This window comes from Pseudomonas quebecensis (assembly GCF_026410085.1).
Classification (GTDB): Bacteria; Pseudomonadota; Gammaproteobacteria; order Pseudomonadales; family Pseudomonadaceae; genus Aquipseudomonas; species Aquipseudomonas quebecensis.
This window is the reverse complement of record NZ_CP112866.1, coordinates 3,387,655-3,407,146: the sequence shown is the minus strand read 5'-3', so window position 1 is coordinate 3,407,146 and position 19,492 is coordinate 3,387,655. Positions and strand designations below refer to the sequence as shown.

The 19,492-nt window shown below is 59.9% G+C and carries 17 protein-coding genes; 12 read left to right on the top strand and 5 right to left on the bottom strand.

Annotated elements, in window-relative coordinates:
* The first annotated feature begins 17 nt into the window (after positions 1-17).
* A complete protein-coding gene (locus OSC50_RS15790) occupies positions 18-458 on the top strand; it encodes a GlcG/HbpS family heme-binding protein (RefSeq protein WP_181081891.1) in 441 nt (146 codons plus the stop codon).
* A gap of 101 nt (positions 459-559) precedes the next feature.
* Here the strand turns inward: OSC50_RS15790 and OSC50_RS15785 are convergent, their stop codons facing one another.
* Positions 560-1,165: a TetR/AcrR family transcriptional regulator gene (locus OSC50_RS15785; protein ID WP_181081890.1), complete on the bottom strand. Its 606-nt coding sequence runs from the start codon at positions 1,163-1,165 to the stop codon at positions 560-562.
* Positions 1,166-1,300: 135 nt separating this feature from the next.
* Between OSC50_RS15785 and OSC50_RS15780 the strand changes: the two genes are divergently transcribed.
* Positions 1,301-2,215: a DUF808 domain-containing protein gene (locus OSC50_RS15780; RefSeq protein WP_266248652.1), complete on the top strand. Its 915-nt coding sequence runs from the start codon at positions 1,301-1,303 to the stop codon at positions 2,213-2,215.
* 52 nt (positions 2,216-2,267) lie between these two features.
* Here OSC50_RS15780 and OSC50_RS15775 read toward each other — a convergent pair whose 3' ends face one another.
* Both OSC50_RS15775 and OSC50_RS15770 read right to left on the bottom strand, forming a co-directional pair.
* Complete coding sequence (locus OSC50_RS15775; RefSeq protein WP_181079981.1) at positions 2,268-3,056, bottom strand: MlaA family lipoprotein; 789 nt, start codon at positions 3,054-3,056, stop codon at positions 2,268-2,270.
* On the bottom strand, positions 3,049-4,347 hold the full coding sequence (locus OSC50_RS15770) for a serine/threonine protein kinase (RefSeq protein WP_181079980.1): 1,299 nt from the start codon (positions 4,345-4,347) through the stop codon (positions 3,049-3,051). The genes OSC50_RS15775 and OSC50_RS15770 overlap by 8 nt, the downstream gene beginning before the upstream one ends.
* Before the next feature lie 236 nt (positions 4,348-4,583).
* Between OSC50_RS15770 and OSC50_RS15765 the strand changes: the two genes are divergently transcribed.
* Entirely contained in the window at positions 4,584-4,952 is a 369-nt protein-coding gene (locus OSC50_RS15765; RefSeq protein WP_253511606.1) for a hypothetical protein, read from the top strand.
* 105 nt (positions 4,953-5,057) lie between these two features.
* Here the strand turns inward: OSC50_RS15765 and OSC50_RS15760 are convergent, their stop codons facing one another.
* The gene (locus OSC50_RS15760; RefSeq protein WP_266248653.1) at positions 5,058-6,611 is read right to left on the bottom strand and encodes a glycoside hydrolase family 17 protein; all 1,554 of its coding nucleotides are present in this window, start codon (positions 6,609-6,611) and stop codon (positions 5,058-5,060) included.
* 331 nt (positions 6,612-6,942) lie between these two features.
* On the opposite strand from OSC50_RS15760, the gene OSC50_RS15755 reads away from it, so the two are divergent.
* From OSC50_RS15755 to OSC50_RS15745, 3 genes are all read left to right on the top strand, one after another.
* A complete protein-coding gene (locus OSC50_RS15755; RefSeq protein ID WP_181079977.1) occupies positions 6,943-7,794 on the top strand; it encodes a glycine betaine ABC transporter substrate-binding protein in 852 nt (283 codons plus the stop codon).
* A gap of 263 nt (positions 7,795-8,057) precedes the next feature.
* Positions 8,058-8,369: a DUF485 domain-containing protein gene (locus OSC50_RS15750; protein ID WP_181079976.1), complete on the top strand. Its 312-nt coding sequence runs from the start codon at positions 8,058-8,060 to the stop codon at positions 8,367-8,369.
* Positions 8,366-10,024, top strand: a complete 1,659-nt coding sequence (locus tag OSC50_RS15745; protein ID WP_181079975.1) for a cation acetate symporter — start codon at positions 8,366-8,368, stop codon at positions 10,022-10,024. Before OSC50_RS15750 ends, OSC50_RS15745 begins: the two co-directional genes overlap by 4 nt.
* A gap of 179 nt (positions 10,025-10,203) precedes the next feature.
* On the opposite strand, the gene gltA is transcribed toward OSC50_RS15745, so the two are convergent.
* Complete coding sequence (gltA, locus tag OSC50_RS15740; protein WP_034137560.1) at positions 10,204-11,493, bottom strand: citrate synthase; 1,290 nt, start codon at positions 11,491-11,493, stop codon at positions 10,204-10,206.
* Between the two features lie 364 nt (positions 11,494-11,857).
* Between gltA and sdhC the strand changes: the two genes are divergently transcribed.
* The 6 genes from sdhC (at position 11,858) to odhB (ending at position 19,451) form a co-directional block, all read left to right on the top strand.
* On the top strand, positions 11,858-12,235 hold the full coding sequence (sdhC, locus tag OSC50_RS15735; protein ID WP_181079974.1) for a succinate dehydrogenase, cytochrome b556 subunit: 378 nt from the start codon (positions 11,858-11,860) through the stop codon (positions 12,233-12,235).
* Complete coding sequence (gene sdhD, locus OSC50_RS15730) at positions 12,229-12,597, top strand: succinate dehydrogenase, hydrophobic membrane anchor protein (protein ID WP_003233245.1); 369 nt, start codon at positions 12,229-12,231, stop codon at positions 12,595-12,597. The genes sdhC and sdhD overlap by 7 nt, the downstream gene beginning before the upstream one ends.
* Before the next feature lie 3 nt (positions 12,598-12,600).
* Positions 12,601-14,373, top strand: coding sequence for a succinate dehydrogenase flavoprotein subunit (gene sdhA / locus OSC50_RS15725; RefSeq protein ID WP_181079973.1), 1,773 nt, complete (start codon positions 12,601-12,603; stop codon positions 14,371-14,373).
* Between the two features lie 11 nt (positions 14,374-14,384).
* Complete coding sequence (locus OSC50_RS15720) at positions 14,385-15,089, top strand: succinate dehydrogenase iron-sulfur subunit (protein WP_034096664.1); 705 nt, start codon at positions 14,385-14,387, stop codon at positions 15,087-15,089.
* 262 nt (positions 15,090-15,351) lie between these two features.
* The gene (locus tag OSC50_RS15715) at positions 15,352-18,183 is read left to right on the top strand and encodes a 2-oxoglutarate dehydrogenase E1 component (protein ID WP_181079972.1); all 2,832 of its coding nucleotides are present in this window, start codon (positions 15,352-15,354) and stop codon (positions 18,181-18,183) included.
* A gap of 44 nt (positions 18,184-18,227) precedes the next feature.
* On the top strand, positions 18,228-19,451 hold the full coding sequence (gene odhB, locus OSC50_RS15710) for a 2-oxoglutarate dehydrogenase complex dihydrolipoyllysine-residue succinyltransferase (protein ID WP_181079971.1): 1,224 nt from the start codon (positions 18,228-18,230) through the stop codon (positions 19,449-19,451).
* The last annotated feature ends 41 nt before the right edge of the window (positions 19,452-19,492 follow it).

Below are 19,492 nucleotides of genomic sequence, written 5' to 3'. Positions count from 1 at the left end.
AAAAGAAGGACGGCACCATGAGCGCTTTAACCTTGAAAACCGCCACCCAACTCGCCAGCCAGGCCCTTACCGCCGGCCGCACGATTTGCGCTGCGCCACTGACCATCGCGGTGCTCGACAGCGGCGGCCACTTGATCACTCTGCAACGTGAAGACGGCGCCAGCCTGCTGCGCCCGCAGATCGCCATCGGCAAGGCCTGGGGCGCGATAGCGCTGGGCAAGGGTTCGCGCCTGTTGGCGCTGGATGCGCAACAACGCCCGGCGTTTATCGCCGCGCTGAACAGCCTGGGGCAGGGCAGCGTGGTGCCGGCACCGGGCGGGGTGTTGATTCGCGATCAGGACGGTGTGGTGCTGGGGGCGATTGGGATCAGTGGGGATACGTCGGATATTGACGAGCAGTGTGCGATCACGGCGATCGAGGGGGTGGGGTTAATGGCGGATGCGGGTGTGTCGGCTTAAACAGTGTGTGACTTTCAGTGCCTCATCGGGGGCAAGCCCCCTCCCACAATGTTGATTGTGGGAGGGGGCTTGCCCCCGATGGGCACCGGCTCTGCGGTGTATCAGTCCGGCTCACAGCCCTTGAGCACCAACCGAATGATGGTCTGCGCCGCCGCTTCATAATCGGCCTCATCCAGCTTGGCTTTTCCGGTCACCGCGGAAATCTGCCAGTCGAAATCGGCATAGGTCTGGGTCGCGGCCCAGATGCTGAACATCAAGTGATTGGGGTCGATAGCCGCGATCAATCCGCGATCCACCCAGCTTTGGATGCAGTTGATATTGTGCTTGGCCTGGGCGTTGAGTTGCTCGACCTGCTCGGCGCTCAGGTGCGGGGCGCCATGCATGATTTCGCTGGCAAATACCTTGGAGGCGAAGGGCAGGTCGCGGGAGATACGGATTTTCGAGCGGATGTAATTGCTCAGCACCACCGCCGGTTCACCTTCGGGGTTGAACGGCGTGGACGCGGCCAGGATCGGCTCGATGATGCTTTCGAGCACCTCGCGGTAGAGGTTGTCCTTGGACTTGAAGTAGTAGTAGACGTTGGGCTTGGGCAGCCCGGCCTTGGCGGCGATGTCGCTGGTTTTGGTCGCGGCGAAGCCCTTGTCGGCAAACTCCTCGCTGGCCGCCCGCAGGATTTTTTCTTTATTGCGCTCGCGAATGGTGCTCATAAACCAGGGTTTTCCTTGCCAGGACAGGCGGTCTGGCATGGTAGCACCGGCTATCCGCGAGTCTCAACAAGGCTCCCGCAAAGCGTTGTGCCGCGCTATGCTCGCGCCAACTTTTCTTTTACGGATGCGCGTTTCATGGCAGGAAGCAGTTTACTGGTATTGATCGACGATATCGCCGCAGTCCTCGACGATGTGGCTTTGATGACCAAAGTCGCCGCGAAAAAGACCGCCGGTGTGCTCGGCGATGATCTGGCGCTCAACGCCCAGCAGGTGTCCGGGGTGCGTGCCGAGCGGGAAATTCCGGTGGTGTGGGCGGTGGCCAAGGGTTCGTTTATCAACAAATTGATCCTGGTGCCTACCGCGCTGTTGATCAGCGCCTTCGCGCCCTGGGCGGTTACGCCGTTGCTGATGCTGGGTGGCGCCTACTTGTGCTTCGAGGGGTTCGAGAAGCTTGCGCACACGTTCCTGCACAGCAAGGCCGAAGACCAGGTCGAGCATGCGCAGTTGACCCAGGCCGTGGCTGACCCGGCCACCGACCTGGTGGCCTTTGAAAAGGACAAGATCAAAGGCGCGGTGCGCACCGACTTCATTCTCTCGGCCGAGATCATCGCGATCACCCTGGGCACTGTGGCCGATGCGCCGCTGATGCAGCAGGTGGTGGTGCTGTCGGGTATTGCCATCGTCATGACCATCGGCGTTTATGGGTTGGTGGCGGGCATCGTCAAGCTGGACGACCTGGGCCTGTGGCTGAGCCGGAAACCCGGCCAGGTCGCGCGTGGGCTCGGTGGTGCCATCCTGCGTGCGGCGCCGTACATGATGAAAAGCCTGTCGGTGATCGGCACGGCGGCGATGTTTCTGGTCGGTGGCGGCATCCTTACTCATGGCGTGCCGGTGGTGCATCACTGGATCGAGGCGGTCAGCCAGAGTGCGGGCGCGATGGCGTGGCTGATGCCGACGCTGCTCAATGCGCTGGCGGGAATCATTGCGGGGGCTGTGGTCTTGGCGCTGGTCAGTGGAATCGGCAAGGCTTGGAAGGCCCTCAAGGCTTAAATCGCAGGCACAAAAAAGGCCATTCATGAATGGCCTTTTTTGTGAGCGTTATTTATTCCGCGATCTGCAACTTGCGCGATTCGGTATAGATATAGCGCACCTTTTCATATTCGAAGGGTGAGTTCATCTGACCGTAGCGGAAGCTGGTCTGGTAGCGCTTATCCACCGCGCGCAGGGCCCAGATCTCCGGGTGGTTGGAGCTGACCTCGGAGACATTGAGGAAGTTGATCTGCGACTCGGCGGTGTAGTCCACCAGCAAGCCGGTGGTGTCACGCAGGTTCGACGGGCCGAAGATCGGCAGCACCAGGTAGGCGCCGCCCGGCACGCCGTAGAAGCCCAGGGTCTGGCCGAAGTCTTCGCTCTGGCGCGGCAGGCCCATGGCGGTGGCCGGGTCCCACAAGCCGGCGATACCGATGGTGGTGTTGACCAGCAGGCGCCCGGTGGTCTCCAGCGAGCGATGCCCCTTGAGTTGCAACAGGCTGTTCATCAGGTTGGGCACATCGCCCAGGTTGTTGAAGAAGTTACTCACACCAGTGCGCAGGAAGCTTGGGGTGACGTAGGTGTAGCCGTTGACCACCGGCAGGAACACCCACTGGTCGAAGCGGTAGTTGAAGTGATAAACGCGGCGGTTCCACGACTCCAGCGGGTCATACACGTTAAGTGCGGTGAGCGAGGAGCGTTCGAACTCGCGCTGGTCCAGGCCCGGATTGAACTTGAGCTTGGTCAGCGGTTGTTTGAAACCGTCATCGCCCAATTGCGTCGGCTCGTGAGCCTTGCTGTTGTCGGCATTGGCCACGCCTGCGCACATCAGGGCGGCGAGCAGCAGAAGATATTTAGCCACGGAAGAACTCCAGCATGGCGTCGGCGTTGACGCGGTAATTGAGGTTGCCGCAGTGGCCGCCCAGTGGGTAGACGGTCAAGCGATCGCCGAAGGTTTTACGCAGGAAGCCCAGGTCGCCCGGGCCCAGGATCACGTCGTCGGCGTTGTGCATGACGGCGATTTTCGGGCTGGCGTGCAGATAATCCTTGAGCGCATACAGGCTGACCTGGTCGACCAGCTGCAGCAGGCTGCCGCCGTCGGAGCGCGCGCGCCACATCGGGATCACTTGTTCGGTGAGGTAGCAGTCGAAATCGCATTGCAGTGCGCGCTTGAGGAACGGTGTAAGGCTGGTGCCTTCGGTGATCGGGTACTTCGGCGGAATGATCAGGCCGCGGCGGTTGATCAGGTCCGAGGTAAAGGCGATATCGGCCGCGGAGAAGCGGAACGAGGTGCCGATCAGCATGGCCATTTGTTCATTGGTCAGGTGCTGCTTGGATTGCTGGAAGTCGTAGAGCAGGGCGTCGTTAAGGTCGATATAGCCCTTTTGCTGGAAGTAACGGGTCAGCTTGTTCAGCACCAGCTCATAGAACGTTGTGGTGTTGTTGATGCCCTTGACCTCGGTCTGGACCAGCTTGTCGAGGTTGGTGATCGAGGTGTACAGGTTGACCGGCGGGTTGAGCAGCAGCACTTTCTTGAAGTTGAAGCTGCGACGGGTCTCGTCCAGTTTGCTGACGAAGGCCGCATCCAGGGCACCGAGGCTGTAGCCGGTGAGGTAGAAGTCGGTGACCGGCAACGAAGCGTTCTGCGCGCGCACCGCCTGCATTACGCGGTACATGTCCTCGGCGTCTTCCTGGGTGATGCCTGGGGTGGCGAAGCGCGAGGCAGCGCTGATGAAGTCGAAACTGGTGGGCGACGACAATTGCACCACGTGGTAGCCGGCCTGGTAATACAGCTTTTTCAAGTACTCGTTGAGGCTGCTGTCATAGCGCGCGCCGGTGCCCGCGATCAGGAAGATCAGCGGCGCGGCGCGGTCTTGCTTGGCGATGCGATACGTGAGTTTCTTCACCGCCCAGAAGTTGTCCGGCAGGCTGAACTCGCGCTCGGGGCGCATGTTCAGGGTGTAGTCGGATTGGTTGATCTGGTCGTCGGTCGGCAGCGTAGGCCGAAGGTCCGGCGGCGTCGTGGCAATGGTCGCTTCGAACGGGTTGGTCAAAGGGTAGCCATAGCTGGCTTGGTCGATGTCGACGGCCAGTGCTGACGCACTCAAAAAAAGGCTGCCCAGTAAGGCAGCACAGCGCAAGGAACGGAGCATGACTTAATCCCTAAGAGGAAACGTGCTGAATGAAGTTCGCAGGCTATGACCACCGCCGTACCACCGAAGTGCCAGCACTCAGTGCGAAAAGTCGGAAAAAAACGTCGGAATCGGGGTAATAGTCGCCAGAAGATACACTCTGCAACGTCCGGGTGAATACTAATTGTGTGTATGTACCTTGCTAACGGCCGTCGGCGCATTAAGCTGAGCGCCGTTTTTGCCTATCGGAGTCCTCCATGTCCCGTCGTTTGCCATTGATTTTGCTGCTTATTGCCTTGCCACTTTGGCTGGCTGCCAGCTATGCCGCGCGTTACGGGTTTATGGAGGATGGCCGGTGGGTCGGTATTTGCGTTGACGAGGCCAGTCGCTGGGAATGCCAGCTGCGCTCGAACCTGGGCTTGATGATCCATTTCAAAGTTCTGGGCTGGGCGGCGCTGGTGACCTCGGTGCTCGCATTTTTCGTAGCGGGCCGCACTGGCTGGGGCCTGGCGGTAGCGGCGCTGGTGTTCGGGCTGCCGGCGCTCGCGTTGTACAACACCACCTTTGCGGTGTTTGCGGTGGTGATTGCGGGGTTGCGGTTGGTCAGGCAGCCTCGGGGCGTTTGATCCGGCCAATCGGCGGCAAGCCCCCTCCCACATTTGCCGGTATTCACAATTGGAAATGTGTAAACCCGATCAACTGCGAGAGGGGGCTTGCCCCCGATAGCAGTCTTAAGCCCTGCGCATCCGCAGGCAGCGCCACAACGCAACCACCATCAACCCGCTGACCACTGCCCAACCCCACGCCTGCTGGTTCAGCAAACCTTCACGGTACAACTGCGGCGCAATGCCGGCGCCGATAATGAAGGTGAGCAGCGCAATCTCTCGACGCGGGCCGGTGACCGGGCGCACCAGGTACACCAGCGCCGGCAACACCAGTGCGGCGCTGGGAAAACTGCGGTAGCGCGGGTCGAATACCAGCGCCAGCATCATCACTGCGCCAGCAAAGCCGGCGAGCGCCACCCACCAGCCCGCGCGGCGTTCCAGCCAGTTGAACGCGCGCTCGCGCCACCCCTCGCGAGGGCTCAGGGCCAATGCGGCATGGGCCAGTACCAGCAGATTGAGCGCTATCAGCAGGCCGGCCCATACCCATTCATCGTTGAAGCGTGCAGTCAGGCGGGTCAGCTCGGCCCAGCTGCCTATCGAGCACGCCGCCACGGCCCCCAGCAACGGCAGGGCCAGCGCAGCGCGGGTGCTGCGAACACGTCCGCCGAGTACCAACGTACCCAGCAGGATCACACCGCCTACGCCCAGCCACAGTGGCCAGTACGGCACATTACTGACCGGGCCGGCAAGGATGCCCTTGTCCTGGCGATCGGCATCGAACAGGCCCCAATAGCCGCCCACGGCGCCCTCACTGGCGCGTTTCCAGGGTTGGTCGAACGCTTCGATCAGGTTGTAGTGCCAGCCGTTGGCTTCGGCCATGGCCACGAAACCGCGCATGAACTTGGCCTCGTTGACCCGGCTCGGCAGCGCCGTTTCGCGCTGGCGGCCTTCGCTCGGCCAGCCGGTTTCACCGATCAGCACGTCTTTGGGCGCAAATTTGTTGCCGAACGTCTGCCGTACGTCGCCCACATGCTGGAGTGCCTGGTCGATGCCGGACGGGTCGTCTTCCCAATAGGGCAGCAGGTGAATGGTCAGGAAATCCACGGCCGGGGCGATTTCCGGGTGTTGCAGCCAGAATTCCCAGACGTCGGCGTAGGTGACCGGCTGCCGGATCTGGCTTTTGACTTTCTGGATCAGCTTCACCAGTTGCCCGGCGGTGACTTCCTTGCGCAGCAGCGCCTCGTTGCCGACGATCACGGCGCTGACCACATCCGGGTTGGCGTTCGCCGACGCGATCAGCAGGTCGATTTCCTTTGCGGTGGCCAGCGGGTCGCTGCTGACCCAGGCGCCGATCATCAGCTTCAGGCCGTGTTTGCGCGCTAGGGCCGGCAAGCCTTCCAGACCGGTCATGGAGTAGGTGCGAATGCATTCGAAGCGCGTGGCCAGCAGGGCCAGGTCGGCGTCCATGCGCGCCGGGCGCAGTGTGAACGGCTGGTCGAAGGGGGATTGGTCCTTGTCGAATGGCGTGTAGGACGCACATTGCAACTTGTGACTGGCACTGGCGACATCCGGCAACACCACGGGGCGGCCGAGGCCGTACCAATAGCCGATAAGAGCCAGCAGGCCGAAAAACAGGGCGAACACATAGGGCAGGGCAGGGAAGCGGGCAGTCGCGGGCATGGTCGGCTTATCTGGGAGAGCAAAGGCGCGCATCTTACCTGCAAATGTGCGGCTCAAGGGGAGCCGCACGATTTTGACATGCAAAGTTCGGGCGGGTTTTTGAACGAGCGTTCAGTAAAGCGTCCTACTGGCTATGTGATGTCGTTTCCTGCTTGTACGAGGTCGCTGACAGAGCAGGTCGATGGATGCTGCAGGCCGATGATCCAAGTGTCAGCACTCCACTGATGGATCAGCAGCCGGATTCAGCGCGTGAAGGGGGCGCGGTGCACCACATAACAACAGGTTGACGTCGCTCGGCATTCGCCGGGCGCAGCACTTTCGGGGAAGTACGATGAAGATGCGACGACTCTTGGGCGCAGCTGCCACTCTGGTGGTTGCGATGAGCTCCACACTGGCCAGCGCCGACAGCAAAACCCTGAGCATCGGCTACGTGGACGGTTGGTCCGACAGCGTTGCCACCACCCATGTGGCGGCTGAGGTGATCAAAGAGAAGCTCGGTTATGACGTGAAACTGCAGGCGGTCGCCACCGGGATCATGTGGCAGGGCGTGGCCACCGGCAAGCTCGACGCGATGCTCTCGGCCTGGTTGCCGGTGACCCACGGCGAGTACTGGGCCAAGAACAAGGACAAAGTGGTCGATTACGGCCCCAACTTCAAGGACGCCAAGATCGGCTTGATTGTGCCGGAGTACGTCAAGGCCAAGTCCATTGAGGACCTCAAGACCGATACCACCTTCAAGAACAAGATCGTCGGCATCGATGCCGGTTCAGGCGTGATGCTCAAGACTGACGAAGCCATCAAGCAGTACGGCCTCGATTACAAACTGCAGGCCAGCTCGGGCGCGGCGATGATCGCCGAGTTGACTCGTGCCGAAGACAAGCAGGAATCCATTGCCGTTACCGGTTGGGTGCCGCACTGGATGTTCGCCAAGTGGAAACTGCGCTTCCTTGACGATCCAAAAGGCGTTTATGGCGCGGCTGAAACCGTCAACAGCATCGGCAGCAAAGGCCTGGAGGCTAAAGCGCCGGAAGTTGCGGCCTTCCTAAAAAAATTCCAATGGGCCTCCAAGGATGAAATCGGCGAAGTCATGCTCGCCATCCAGGAGGGCGCCAAGCCTGACGCCGCGGCCAAGGATTGGGTCGCCAAGCACCCTGAGCGCGTTGCCGAGTGGACCGGTAAGTAACCCCCCGATGTCTTGATACAACCCCTGTGGGAGAGGGCTTGCCACCGATAGCGGAGTGTCAGTTGTCAGTGATCTGACTGACTCAACGCCATCGGGGGCAAGCCCTCTCCCACATTAATTTCTGTTTCCTGCAAATCTTCATTCGCGCCGCCAATCCCTCGCTACACTCGATCTACTACTAAGGTCGTCTGGAACCTGTTCCAGAGCCGCATACAGTGGCTACGTTCCAATAATAAAAAAGCTGTGCTGCGAGGATAAAAACAATGAACGACAGCATTTACCTATCGATTCAAAACAGCCCGCGCTTCAAGGAGCTGGTGAGGAAAAGGGAGCGATTCGCCTGGATTCTCTCGGCCATCATGCTAGGGCTCTACTCCGGTTTCATCCTGTTGATCGCCTACGGGCCTCAAGTGCTGGGGGCCAAACTCAGCCCTGGTTCGTCGATTACCTGGGGCATTCCCCTGGGTGTCGGGTTGATCGTCTCCGCCTTCGTCCTCACCGCCATCTATGTGCGTCGGGCCAATGGCGAGTTTGACGACCTGAACAATGCGATTCTCAAGGAGGCTGCGCAATGATCCGTCGTCTACTGGCAGTATTCGGCGCTTCGCTTTTTGCTCCCGCCCTGTGGGCGGCCGACGCATTGACCGGTGAAGTGCACAAGCAACCGCTGAACGTCTCGGCCATCGTGATGTTTGTGGTCTTCGTCGGTGCAACCCTATGCATTACCTACTGGGCCTCCAAGCGCAACAAGTCGGCGGCCGACTACTACGCGGCCGGCGGCAAGATCACCGGTTTCCAGAACGGCCTGGCGATCGCCGGTGACTACATGTCGGCGGCCTCGTTCCTGGGGATCTCCGCGCTGGTGTTCACGTCTGGCTACGACGGGCTGATCTACTCGATCGGCTTCCTGGTGGGCTGGCCGATCATTTTGTTCCTGATCGCCGAGCGCCTGCGTAACCTGGGCAAATACACCTTTGCTGACGTGGCGTCCTACCGCCTGGGCCAGACCCAGATCCGCAGCCTGTCGGCCTGTGGTTCGCTGGTGGTGGTGGCGTTCTACCTGATCGCACAGATGGTGGGGGCGGGCAAGCTGATCCAGCTGCTGTTCGGCCTGGACTACCATGTGGCGGTGATCCTGGTGGGTATCCTGATGTGCCTGTACGTGCTGTTCGGCGGCATGCTCGCGACCACTTGGGTGCAGATCATCAAGGCGGTGCTGTTGCTGTCGGGTGCCTCGTTCATGGCGCTGATGGTAATGAAGCACGTCAACTTCGATTTCAACACGCTGTTCTCCGAGGCGATCAAGGTTCACCCTAAAGGTGAGGCGATCATGAGCCCCGGCGGCCTGGTGAAAGACCCTGTCTCCGCATTCTCCCTGGGCCTGGCGCTGATGTTCGGCACCGCCGGCCTGCCGCATATCCTGATGCGCTTCTTCACGGTGAGCGACGCCAAGGAAGCGCGCAAGAGCGTGCTGTATGCCACGGGCTTTATCGGCTACTTCTATATCCTGACCTTTATCATCGGCTTCGGCGCGATCCTGCTGGTCAGCACCAATCCGGCATTCAAGGATGCTGCAGGCGCCTTGCTGGGCGGTAACAACATGGCGGCGGTGCACCTGGCCAACGCGGTGGGTGGCAGTATCTTCCTGGGCTTCATCTCGGCCGTGGCATTTGCCACTATCCTGGCGGTGGTGGCCGGTTTGACCCTGGCGGGCGCATCGGCGGTGTCTCACGACCTGTATGCCAGCGTGATCAAGAAAGGCAAGGCCAACGAGAAAGATGAGATTCGTGTGTCGAAGATCACCACCGTGGCCCTGGGTGTGTTGGCGATCGGCCTGGGTATCCTGTTCGAAAGTCAGAACATTGCGTTCATGGTGGGCCTGGCGTTCTCCATAGCCGCCAGCTGTAACTTCCCGGTGCTGCTGCTTTCCATGTACTGGAAAAACCTCACCACCCGTGGCGCCATGATCGGCGGTTGGCTGGGCCTGGTCAGTGCCGTGGGCCTGATGGTCCTGGGGCCGACCATCTGGGTCTCGATCCTGCATCATGAAAAGGCCATCTTCCCGTACGAGTACCCGGCGCTGTTCTCGATGATCATCGCGTTCATCGGCATCTGGTTCTTCTCCATCACCGACAAGTCGGCGGCGGCAGAGAAAGAACGTGCGCTGTACTTCCCGCAGTTTGTGCGTTCACAGACGGGCCTGGGGGCGAGTGGGGCAGTGAATCATTGATGCAGCCGCAAGTGGCAAGCCTCAAGCTGTAAGTTAGAAGCGGTGGTGTGTAGAGAGATACCCCTGTGGAGATACAGGGGTATTTTTTTGCTTGCGGCTTATAGCTGGAAGCTTGCAGCTCACTAAATTCCAGCCAAAAAAAACGGCCTCATCAGGAGGCCGTTTTTTCTGGCTGGGATTTAGTGCCGATCTTCCAGCTTGGTGATGTCACGCGACTCGTAGCCGGTGTACAGCTGGCGCGGGCGGCCAATCTTGTACGGGCTGGAGAGCATTTCTTTCCAGTGGGAGATCCAGCCCACGGTCCGCGCCAGGGCGAAGATCACGGTGAACATGCTGGTTGGAATGCCGATCGCCTTGAGGATGATCCCCGAGTAGAAGTCGACGTTCGGGTACAGCGAGCGTTCGATGAAGTATGGGTCGGTCAGGGCGATCTCTTCCAGGCGCATGGCCAGTTCGAGTTGCGGGTCGTTCTTGATGCCCAGTTCCTTCAACACTTCGTCGCAGGTCTGCTTCATCACGGTGGCACGCGGGTCGCGGTTCTTGTAGACCCGGTGACCGAAGCCCATCAGCTTGAACGGATCGTTCTTGTCCTTGGCCTTGGCGATGAAGGTGTCGATGTTCGAGACATCGCCGATTTCATCGAGCATGGTCAACACGGCTTCGTTCGCACCGCCGTGGGCAGGGCCCCAGAGCGCGGCGATACCGGCGGCGATACAGGCGAACGGGTTGGCACCCGAAGAGCCGGCCAGACGCACGGTGGAGGTGGAGGCGTTCTGCTCGTGGTCGGCGTGGAGGATGAAGATCCGGTCCATGGCCTTGGCGAGTACCGGGCTGATCGGTTTGATCTCGCACGGGGTGTTGAACATCATGTGCAGGAAGTTTTCCGCGTACGTCAGGTCGTTGCGCGGGTACATCATGGGTTGGCCCATGGAGTACTTGTAAACCATTGCGGCCAGGGTCGGCATCTTGGCAACCAGGCGGATCGCGGAGATTTCGCGATGCTGCGGGTTATTGATGTCGAGGGAGTCGTGATAGAAGGCCGACAGGGCGCCGACCACGCCGCACATGACGGCCATCGGGTGGGCGTCGCGACGGAAGCCGTTGAAGAAGGTCTTCAACTGCTCGTGAACCATGGTGTGGTTCTTCACGGTGCTGACAAACTGGGCTTTCTGCTCGGCTGTTGGCAATTCGCCATTGAGCAGCAGGTAGCAGGTTTCCAGGTAGTCCGATTTTTCAGCCAGTTGCTCGATCGGGTAGCCCCGGTGCAGCAGGATGCCATTGTCGCCGTCGATATAGGTGATCTTCGACTCGCAAGAGGCGGTCGACATGAAGCCTGGGTCGAACGTGAAACGGCCCGTGGCCGTCAGGCCCCGTACGTCGATAACATCGGGACCAACGGTGCCGGTTAAAATGGGCAGCTCGACGGGGGCTGCGCCCTCGATGATCAACTGCGCTTTTTTGTCAGCCATGTGGCCTCCTATTTATGCTTCAAATCATCAGACAGACCCCCCACGCAGGGCCCGCACCACTATAGTGAGATAAATTCAGATGTCAATTTGCCTAAAGTCTTGCTCCAGAAGGCTTTAACCATACTTTTTCGTCGAAATTAACTGCCATTTACGCCTTTTATCCCGTCAGCGCAATCCGCTATTAGGGTGAGGAGCGCGCGTTGTCATTAGTAACCTAACTGTCTATACTCGGCCACCGACCGCCAAGGGCTTTTGGGCTTGCTTTCATTGGGGGTCGCACTCCCTGGGTGGTGCTTACCTGACCAGTGCACTCCCCTACAACTTTGCCCTGATTGTTAGGGGCTCTTCAGTGTGAAAAAAAGCCGTGAAGAATAGCCAACGACCTGTAAACCTAGACCTAAGGACCATCAAACTCCCCATCACCGGCGTTACGTCGTTCCTGCACCGTGTTTCCGGCATCATCCTGTTCCTGGGCTTGGGCATCATGCTTTACGCATTGAGCAAATCCCTGGGTTCCGAGGAAGGTTACGCCGAGGTGAAGGCATACTTGACCAGCCCGCTGGCCAAGTTCGTAGCATGGGGCCTCCTGTCCGCTCTGCTGTATCACCTGGTAGCCGGTGTGCGCCACTTGATCATGGACATGGGCATCGGTGAGACGCTGGAAGGCGGCCGCCTGGGCTCGAAAATCATCATCGCCATTTCCGTGGTGCTGATCGTTCTGGCAGGAGTTTGGATATGGTAACCAGCGTTACGAACCTATCGCGTTCGGGCCTCTACGACTGGATGGCGCAGCGCGTGTCTGCGGTTGTTCTCGCGGCTTATTTCATTTTCCTGATCGGATACCTCGTCGCAAACCCGGGCATCGGCTATGAGCAATGGCACGGCCTGTTTGCCCATAATGCGATGCGAATCTTCAGTCTGCTGGCACTTGTGGCCCTGGGCGCTCACGCCTGGGTCGGCATGTGGACCATCGCGACCGACTACCTCACGCCAATGGCGCTGGGCAAGTCCGCGACTGCAGTACGTTTCCTCTTCCAGGCAGTATGCGGCATCGCGATGTTCGCTTACTTCGTCTGGGGTGTGCAGATTCTTTGGGGTATCTGAGTCATGGCTAACATTCCAACTATTTCCTTCGACGCCATCATTATTGGTGGCGGCGGTGCCGGCATGCGCGCTGCGCTGCAGCTGGCCCAGGGTGGTCACAAGACTGCCGTGATCACCAAGGTGTTCCCGACGCGCTCTCACACCGTGTCGGCTCAGGGTGGCATCACCTGCGCCATCGCGTCCGCCGACCCGAACGATGACTGGCGCTGGCACATGTACGATACCGTCAAGGGTTCCGACTACATCGGTGACCAGGACGCGATCGAGTACATGTGTCAGGAAGGCCCTGCGGCGGTGTTCGAGCTGGACCACATGGGTCTGCCGTTCTCCCGTACCGAGCAAGGCCGTATCTACCAGCGTCCGTTCGGCGGCCAGTCGAAGGATTACGGTAAAGGCGGGCAGGCTGCCCGTACCTGCGCCGCGTCCGACCGTACCGGCCACGCGCTGCTGCACACCCTTTATCAGGGCAACCTGAAAGCCGGTACCACGTTCCTGAACGAGTACTACGCGGTTGACCTGGTCAAGAACTCCCAAGGCGAGTTCGTCGGTGTGATCGCCATCTGCATCGAAACCGGCGAAACCACCTACATTCGCGCCAAGGCTACCGTTCTGGCCACCGGCGGTGCGGGCCGTATCTATGCTTCCACCACCAACGCCCTGATCAACACCGGCGACGGTGTAGGTATGGCCCTGCGTGCCGGCGTGCCGGTGCAGGACATTGAAATGTGGCAGTTCCACCCGACCGGTATTGCCGGCGCCGGCGTACTGGTGACCGAAGGTTGCCGTGGTGAAGGTGGTTACCTGATCAACAAGCATGGCGAGCGTTTCATGGAGCGCTATGCGCCGAACGCCAAGGACCTTGCCGGTCGTGACGTTGTTGCCCGTTCGATGGTTAAAGAGATCATCGCCGGCAACGGTTGCGGTCCGAATGGCGACCACGTGATGCTCAAGCTCGATCACCTGGGCGAAGAAGTGCTGCACAGCCGTCTGCCAGGCATCTGCGAACTGTCCAAGACTTTTGCGCACGTTGACCCGGTAGTTGCTCCGGTTCCGGTTGTTCCGACTTGCCACTATATGATGGGCGGCGTGCCGACCAACATCCATGGCCAGGCGATCACTCAGGACGCCGATGGCGTTGACACCATCATCCCTGGTCTGTTCGCAGTGGGTGAAGTGGCATGCGTATCGGTTCACGGTGCCAACCGCCTGGGCGGTAACTCGTTGCTCGACCTGGTGGTATTCGGTCGTGCGGCAGGCCTGCACCTCGAGAAGGCGCTGACCGACGGTATCGAGTACGACGACGCCACCGACGCCAACATCGAGGCCGCCCTGGCGCGCCTGTCCGCTCTGAACGAGCGCACCGATGGCGAAGACGTGGCAACCCTGCGTCGCGAGCTGCAAAGCTGCATGCAGAACTACTTCGGTGTATTCCGTACCGGCGAATACATGCAGAAGGGTATCGCCCAACTGGCCGACCTGCGTACGCGCATCGCCAACGTCAAGATCAACGATAAGAGCCAGGCGTTCAACACCGCTCGTATCGAAGCCCTTGAACTGCAAAACCTGCTGGAAGTGGCCGAAGCGACCGCGATTGCCGCCGAGGTTCGTAAAGAATCCCGTGGTGCGCACGCGCGTGAAGACTACGAAGACCGCGACGACGAGAACTGGCTGTGCCACACCCTGTACTTCCCGGGTGAAAAGCGCGTTGCCAAGCGTGCCGTGAACTTCTCGCCGAAAACGGTTCCGACCTTTGAACCGAAGATTCGGACTTACTAAGGGTGGCTGCCATGTTGAAAGTCAGTGTTTATCGCTACAACCCTGATCAGGACGCTGCGCCGTTCATGCAGGAATTCCAGGTCGATACCGGTGGTAAAGACCTGATGGTGCTGGACGTGCTGGCCCTGATCAAAGAGCAGGACGAGGGTTTCTCCTACCGTCGCTCCTGCCGTGAAGGTGTCTGCGGCTCCGACGGCATGAACATCAACGGCAAGAACGGCCTGGCGTGCATCACGCCGCTGTCCGCCGTGGTGAAAGGCAACAAGCTGATCGTTCGTCCACTTCCAGGTTTGCCGGTTATCCGTGACCTGGTTGTCGATATGAGCATCTTCTACAAGCAATACGAGAAAGTTAAGCCGTTCCTGCAGAACGACACGCCGGCCCCGGCCATCGAGCGTCTGCAGTCCCCGGAAGAGCGCGACAAGCTCGACGGTCTGTACGAGTGCATTCTGTGCGCCTGCTGCTCGACCTCCTGCCCGTCCTTCTGGTGGAACCCGGACAAGTTCCTGGGTCCTGCTGCCCTGCTGCAAGCGTACCGCTTCCTGGCAGACAGCCGTGACACCAAGACGTCCGAGCGTCTGGCTTCGCTGGATGACCCGTTCAGCGTATTCCGCTGCCGCGGGATCATGAACTGCGTCAACGTATGTCCCAAGGGCCTGAACCCGACTAAGGCCATTGGTCACATCCGTAACATGCTGCTGCAGAGCGGCGTGTAACTGACGTTGTAGTAAAAGCAGGACCGTTGTGCCCGTAAATGCTGCGGCGCAGGCTTCAACCGGCGCCGTAGTTTTAACTTGAGCAGCGACTTACAAAGCCGCAGCTCTTATTTTGAAGAAATGAGACAAGCAGGGGCATTCGGGTTGGTACCCGAACTATCAGCGTGATCCTAAGTGGCTTGTTTTGGTCGCTGCACTTGGCCTTTTGCAAGCAAACTCGGTGTTTTCGCCGGTGGTGTCCCCAAATCGAGGGTGACCAAGCATGCAAGAAAGCGTGATGCAGCGCATGTGGAACAGCGGCTATCTTTCAGGTGGTAACGCTGCCTATGTGGAAGAGCTTTATGAGCTCTACCTGCACGACCCTAACGCTGTGCCAGAAGAATGGCGCACCAAATTTCAGACGTTGTCTTCAGACGGCAACGCTGCCACCGATGTATCGCATGCAACAATTCGCGATCAGTTCGTGCTGCTGGCAAAGAACCAGCGCCGCGCCCAGCCGGTTTCCGCCGGCAGCGTGAGCAGTGAGCATGAGAAGAAGCAAGTTGAAGTACTGCGACTGATCCAGGCCTACCGGATGCGTGGCCACCAGGCGGCCCAGCTTGACCCGCTGGGGCTCTGGCAGCGTCCTGCACCGGCTGACCTGTCGATCAATCATTACGGCTTGACCAATGCCGATCTTGATACGACCTTCCGTGCCGGCGACCTGTTCATCGGCAAAGAGGAAGCGAGCCTACGCGAAATTCACGAAGCGTTGCAGCAGACATATTGCCGCACCATCGGCGCTGAATTCACGCACATCACCGATTCCGAGCAGCGCCAGTGGTTCCAGCATCGCCTGGAAGGCGTGCGCGGCCGCCCGGCGTTGTCCGCTGATGTTCGCAGCCACCTGCTCGAGCGCGTGACTGCTGCTGAAGGCCTGGAGAAATACCTGGGGACCAAATACCCGGGCACCAAGCGTTTCGGCCTGGAAGGCGGCGAAAGCCTGATCCCGATGCTTGATGAGCTGATCCAGCGTTCCGGTTCCTACGGTACCAAGGAAGTCGTGATCGGCATGGCCCACCGTGGTCGCCTGAACGTGTTGGTCAACACCTTCGGCAAGAACCCGCGTGAGCTGTTCGACGAGTTCGAAGGCAAGAAGAAGGTCGAGCTGGGTTCCGGTGACGTTAAATACCACCAGGGCTTCTCGTCCAACGTGATGACCACCGGCGGTGAAGTTCACCTGGCCATGGCATTCAACCCATCCCACCTGGAAATCGTTTCGCCAGTGGTCGAGGGGTCGGTGCGTGCTCGCCAGGACCGTCGTAACGACACCACCGGTGAAAAGGTTCTGCCGATTTCCATCCACGGTGACGCGGCATTCGCCGGTCAGGGCGTGGTTCTGGAAACCTTCCAGATGTCGCAGACTCGCGGCTTCAAGACCGGCGGTACCGTTCACATCGTCATCAACAACCAGGTGGGCTTCACCATCAGCAACCCGCTGGACGCGCGTTCCACCGAGTACGCCACCGACGTTGCCAAGATGATCCAGGCGCCGATCCTCCATGTGAATGGCGATGATCCGGAAGCCGTGCTGTTCGTGACCCAACTGGCTGTCGACTACCGCATGCAGTTCAAGCGTGACGTGGTGATCGACCTGGTCTGCTACCGTCGTCGCGGTCACAACGAAGCGGACGAGCCAAGCGGCACCCAGCCGTTGATGTACCAGCAGATCGCCAAGCAGCGCACTACCCGTGAGCTGTATGCCGAAAGCCTGACCAAGGCCGGCGTGGTGGACGAAGCGCGTGTTCAGGCGAAAGTCGACGAATACCGCAACGCGCTGGACAACGGTCTGCACGTAGTGAAAAGCCTGGTCAAAGAGCCGAACAAAGAGCTGTTCGTTGACTGGCGCCCTTACCTGGGTCACACCTGGACCGCGCGTCACGACACCTCGTTCGACCTCAAGACCCTGCAGGAACTGTCCGCCAAGCTGCTGGAAATTCCGGAAGGCTTTGTGGTTCAACGCCAGGTCTCGAAGATCTACGAAGACCGTCAGAAGATGCAAGCCGGCGGCCTGCCGATCAACTGGGGTTACGCCGAGACCATGGCGTACGCGACCCTGGCGTTCGAAGGTCACCCGATCCGCATGACCGGCCAGGACATCGGCCGCGGTACGTTCTCGCACCGTCACGCGGTATTGCACAACCAGAAAGACGCCAGCACCTATGTGCCGCTGCAGAACCTGTACGAAGGCCAGCCACGTTTCGACCTGTACGATTCGTTCCTGTCCGAGGAAGCCGTACTGGCATTCGAATACGGTTACTCGACCACCACGCCAAACGCGCTGGTGATCTGGGAAGCCCAGTTCGGCGACTTCGCCAACGGTGCCCAGGTGGTGATCGACCAGTTCATCACCAGCGGCGAGCACAAGTGGGGCCGCCTGTGCGGTCTGACCATGTTGCTGCCACACGGTTATGAAGGTCAGGGCCCTGAGCACTCCTCGGCGCGTCTGGAACGTTACCTGCAGCTGTGCGCCGAGCACAACATTCAGGTCTGCGTACCGACCACCCCGGCCCAGATCTACCACTTGCTGCGTCGCCAGGTGATTCGTCCTCTGCGCAAGCCGCTGGTTGTGCTGACGCCGAAGTCGCTGCTGCGTCATAAATTGGCCATCTCGACCCTGGAAGATCTGGCGGACGGTTCGTTCCAGACCGTGATTCCGGAAATCGACACGCTGGACGCGGCCAAGGTGACTCGCCTGATCCTGTGCAGCGGCAAGGTCTACTATGACTTGCTGGAAAAGCGCCGTGCCGAAGGCCGCGAAGACATCGCCATCGTGCGTATCGAGCAGCTTTACCCGTTCCCGGAAGACGACCTGATGGAGGTCATCGCGCCTTACACCAACCTCACGAATGTGGTCTGGTGCCAGGAAGAACCGATGAACCAGGGCGCGTGGTACAGCAGCCAGCATCACCTGCGTCGCAGCATCGGCAACCATAACAAGGCCCTGGGCCTGGAATACGCCGGCCGTGATGCGTCTGCCGCACCTGCGTGTGGTTATGCCTCGATGCACGCCGAGCAGCAGGAAAAACTGCTGCAAGATGCTTTCACTGTTTAACGCCTTCGCGCTGACTGAAACCGAATTTTAAGGACCCATAGATAATGGCTATCGAAATCAAAGCCCCGTCATTCCCGGAATCGGTTGCCGATGGCACCGTTGCCACCTGGCACAAGAAACCAGGCGAGGCCGTCAAGCGTGACGACCTGATCGTCGACATCGAGACCGACAAAGTCGTGCTGGAAGTGTTGGCTGAAGCTGACGGCGTGCTGGGTGCAATCGTTGCCGAAGAAGGCGCTACCGTTCTGTCGAACCAGGTACTGGGCTCGATCGAAGAGGGCGGCGCTGCTGCTGCCGCTCCAGCAGCGTCCGCTGCTCCGGCTGCCGCCCCGGCCGCTGCTGCCGCCGACGCGGGCGAAGATGATCCTGTCGCCGCCCCGGCCGCTCGCAAGCTGGCTGAAGAGAACGGCATCAACATCGCTTCCGTCGCCGGTACCGGCAAAGGCGGTCGTGTGACCAAGGAAGACGTGGTTGCCGCCATCGCCGCCAAAAAAGCTGCGCCGGCCGCCGCACCTGCCAAGGCTGCCGCTCCGGCTGCCGCTGCTCCAGTGTTCGCCGCCGGCGACCGCACCGAGAAGCGCGTACCGATGACCCGTGTACGGGCCACCGTTGCCAAGCGTCTGGTTGAAGCCCAGTCGAACATGGCAATGCTGACCACCTTCAACGAAGTCGACATGACCGAAGTCATGGCCCTGCGTTCGAAGTACAAGGACCTGTTCGAGAAGAGCCACAACGGCGTGCGCCTGGGCTTCATGTCGTTCTTCGTGAAAGCGGCCACCGAAGCGTTGAAACGCTTCCCGGCCGTCAACGCTTCCATCGACGGCAACGACATCGTCTACCATGGCTATGCAGACATCGGCGTTGCCGTGTCCAGCGACCGTGGCCTGGTGGTTCCGGTCCTGCGTAACGCCGAACTGATGAGCCTGGCTGAAATCGAAGGCGGTATCGCCACCTTCGGCAAGAAGGCCCGTGACGGCAAGCTGACCATCGACGAGATGACCGGTGGTACCTTCACCATCACCAACGGTGGTACCTTCGGTTCGATGATGTCGACGCCGATCGTCAACCCACCACAAGCCGCGATCCTGGGCATGCACAACATCATCCAGCGTCCGATGGCCGTCAACGGTCAAGTCGTGATTCGCCCGATGATGTACCTGGCACTGTCCTACGATCACCGCCTGATCGATGGTAAAGAAGCCGTGACTTTCCTGGTGACCATCAAGAACCTGCTGGAAGATCCGGCTCGTCTTCTTCTGGATATCTAAAAAGCAGCGGCAAGCTGCAAGCGACAAGCCCCAGGCTCGAG

Excerpts from the sequence above, each read along its gene's own strand:
- OSC50_RS15790 (WP_181081891.1), top strand. The coding sequence starts at position 18 with ATGAGCGCTTTAACCTTGAAAACCGCCACCCAACTCGCCAGCCAGGCC.
- OSC50_RS15785 (WP_181081890.1), bottom strand. The coding sequence starts at position 1,165 with ATGAGCACCATTCGCGAGCGCAATAAAGAAAAAATCCTGCGGGCGGCC.
- OSC50_RS15780 (WP_266248652.1), top strand. The coding sequence starts at position 1,301 with ATGGCAGGAAGCAGTTTACTGGTATTGATCGACGATATCGCCGCAGTC.
- OSC50_RS15770 (WP_181079980.1), bottom strand. The coding sequence starts at position 4,347 with ATGCTCCGTTCCTTGCGCTGTGCTGCCTTACTGGGCAGCCTTTTTTTG.
- OSC50_RS15765 (WP_253511606.1), top strand. The coding sequence starts at position 4,584 with ATGTCCCGTCGTTTGCCATTGATTTTGCTGCTTATTGCCTTGCCACTT.
- OSC50_RS15760 (WP_266248653.1), bottom strand. The coding sequence starts at position 6,611 with ATGCCCGCGACTGCCCGCTTCCCTGCCCTGCCCTATGTGTTCGCCCTG.
- OSC50_RS15755 (WP_181079977.1), top strand. The coding sequence starts at position 6,943 with ATGAAGATGCGACGACTCTTGGGCGCAGCTGCCACTCTGGTGGTTGCG.
- OSC50_RS15750 (WP_181079976.1), top strand. The coding sequence starts at position 8,058 with ATGAACGACAGCATTTACCTATCGATTCAAAACAGCCCGCGCTTCAAG.
- OSC50_RS15745 (WP_181079975.1), top strand. The coding sequence starts at position 8,366 with ATGATCCGTCGTCTACTGGCAGTATTCGGCGCTTCGCTTTTTGCTCCC.
- gltA (WP_034137560.1), bottom strand. The coding sequence starts at position 11,493 with ATGGCTGACAAAAAAGCGCAGTTGATCATCGAGGGCGCAGCCCCCGTC.
- sdhD (WP_003233245.1), top strand. The coding sequence starts at position 12,229 with ATGGTAACCAGCGTTACGAACCTATCGCGTTCGGGCCTCTACGACTGG.
- sdhA (WP_181079973.1), top strand. The coding sequence starts at position 12,601 with ATGGCTAACATTCCAACTATTTCCTTCGACGCCATCATTATTGGTGGC.
- OSC50_RS15720 (WP_034096664.1), top strand. The coding sequence starts at position 14,385 with ATGTTGAAAGTCAGTGTTTATCGCTACAACCCTGATCAGGACGCTGCG.
- OSC50_RS15715 (WP_181079972.1), top strand. The coding sequence starts at position 15,352 with ATGCAAGAAAGCGTGATGCAGCGCATGTGGAACAGCGGCTATCTTTCA.
- odhB (WP_181079971.1), top strand. The coding sequence starts at position 18,228 with ATGGCTATCGAAATCAAAGCCCCGTCATTCCCGGAATCGGTTGCCGAT.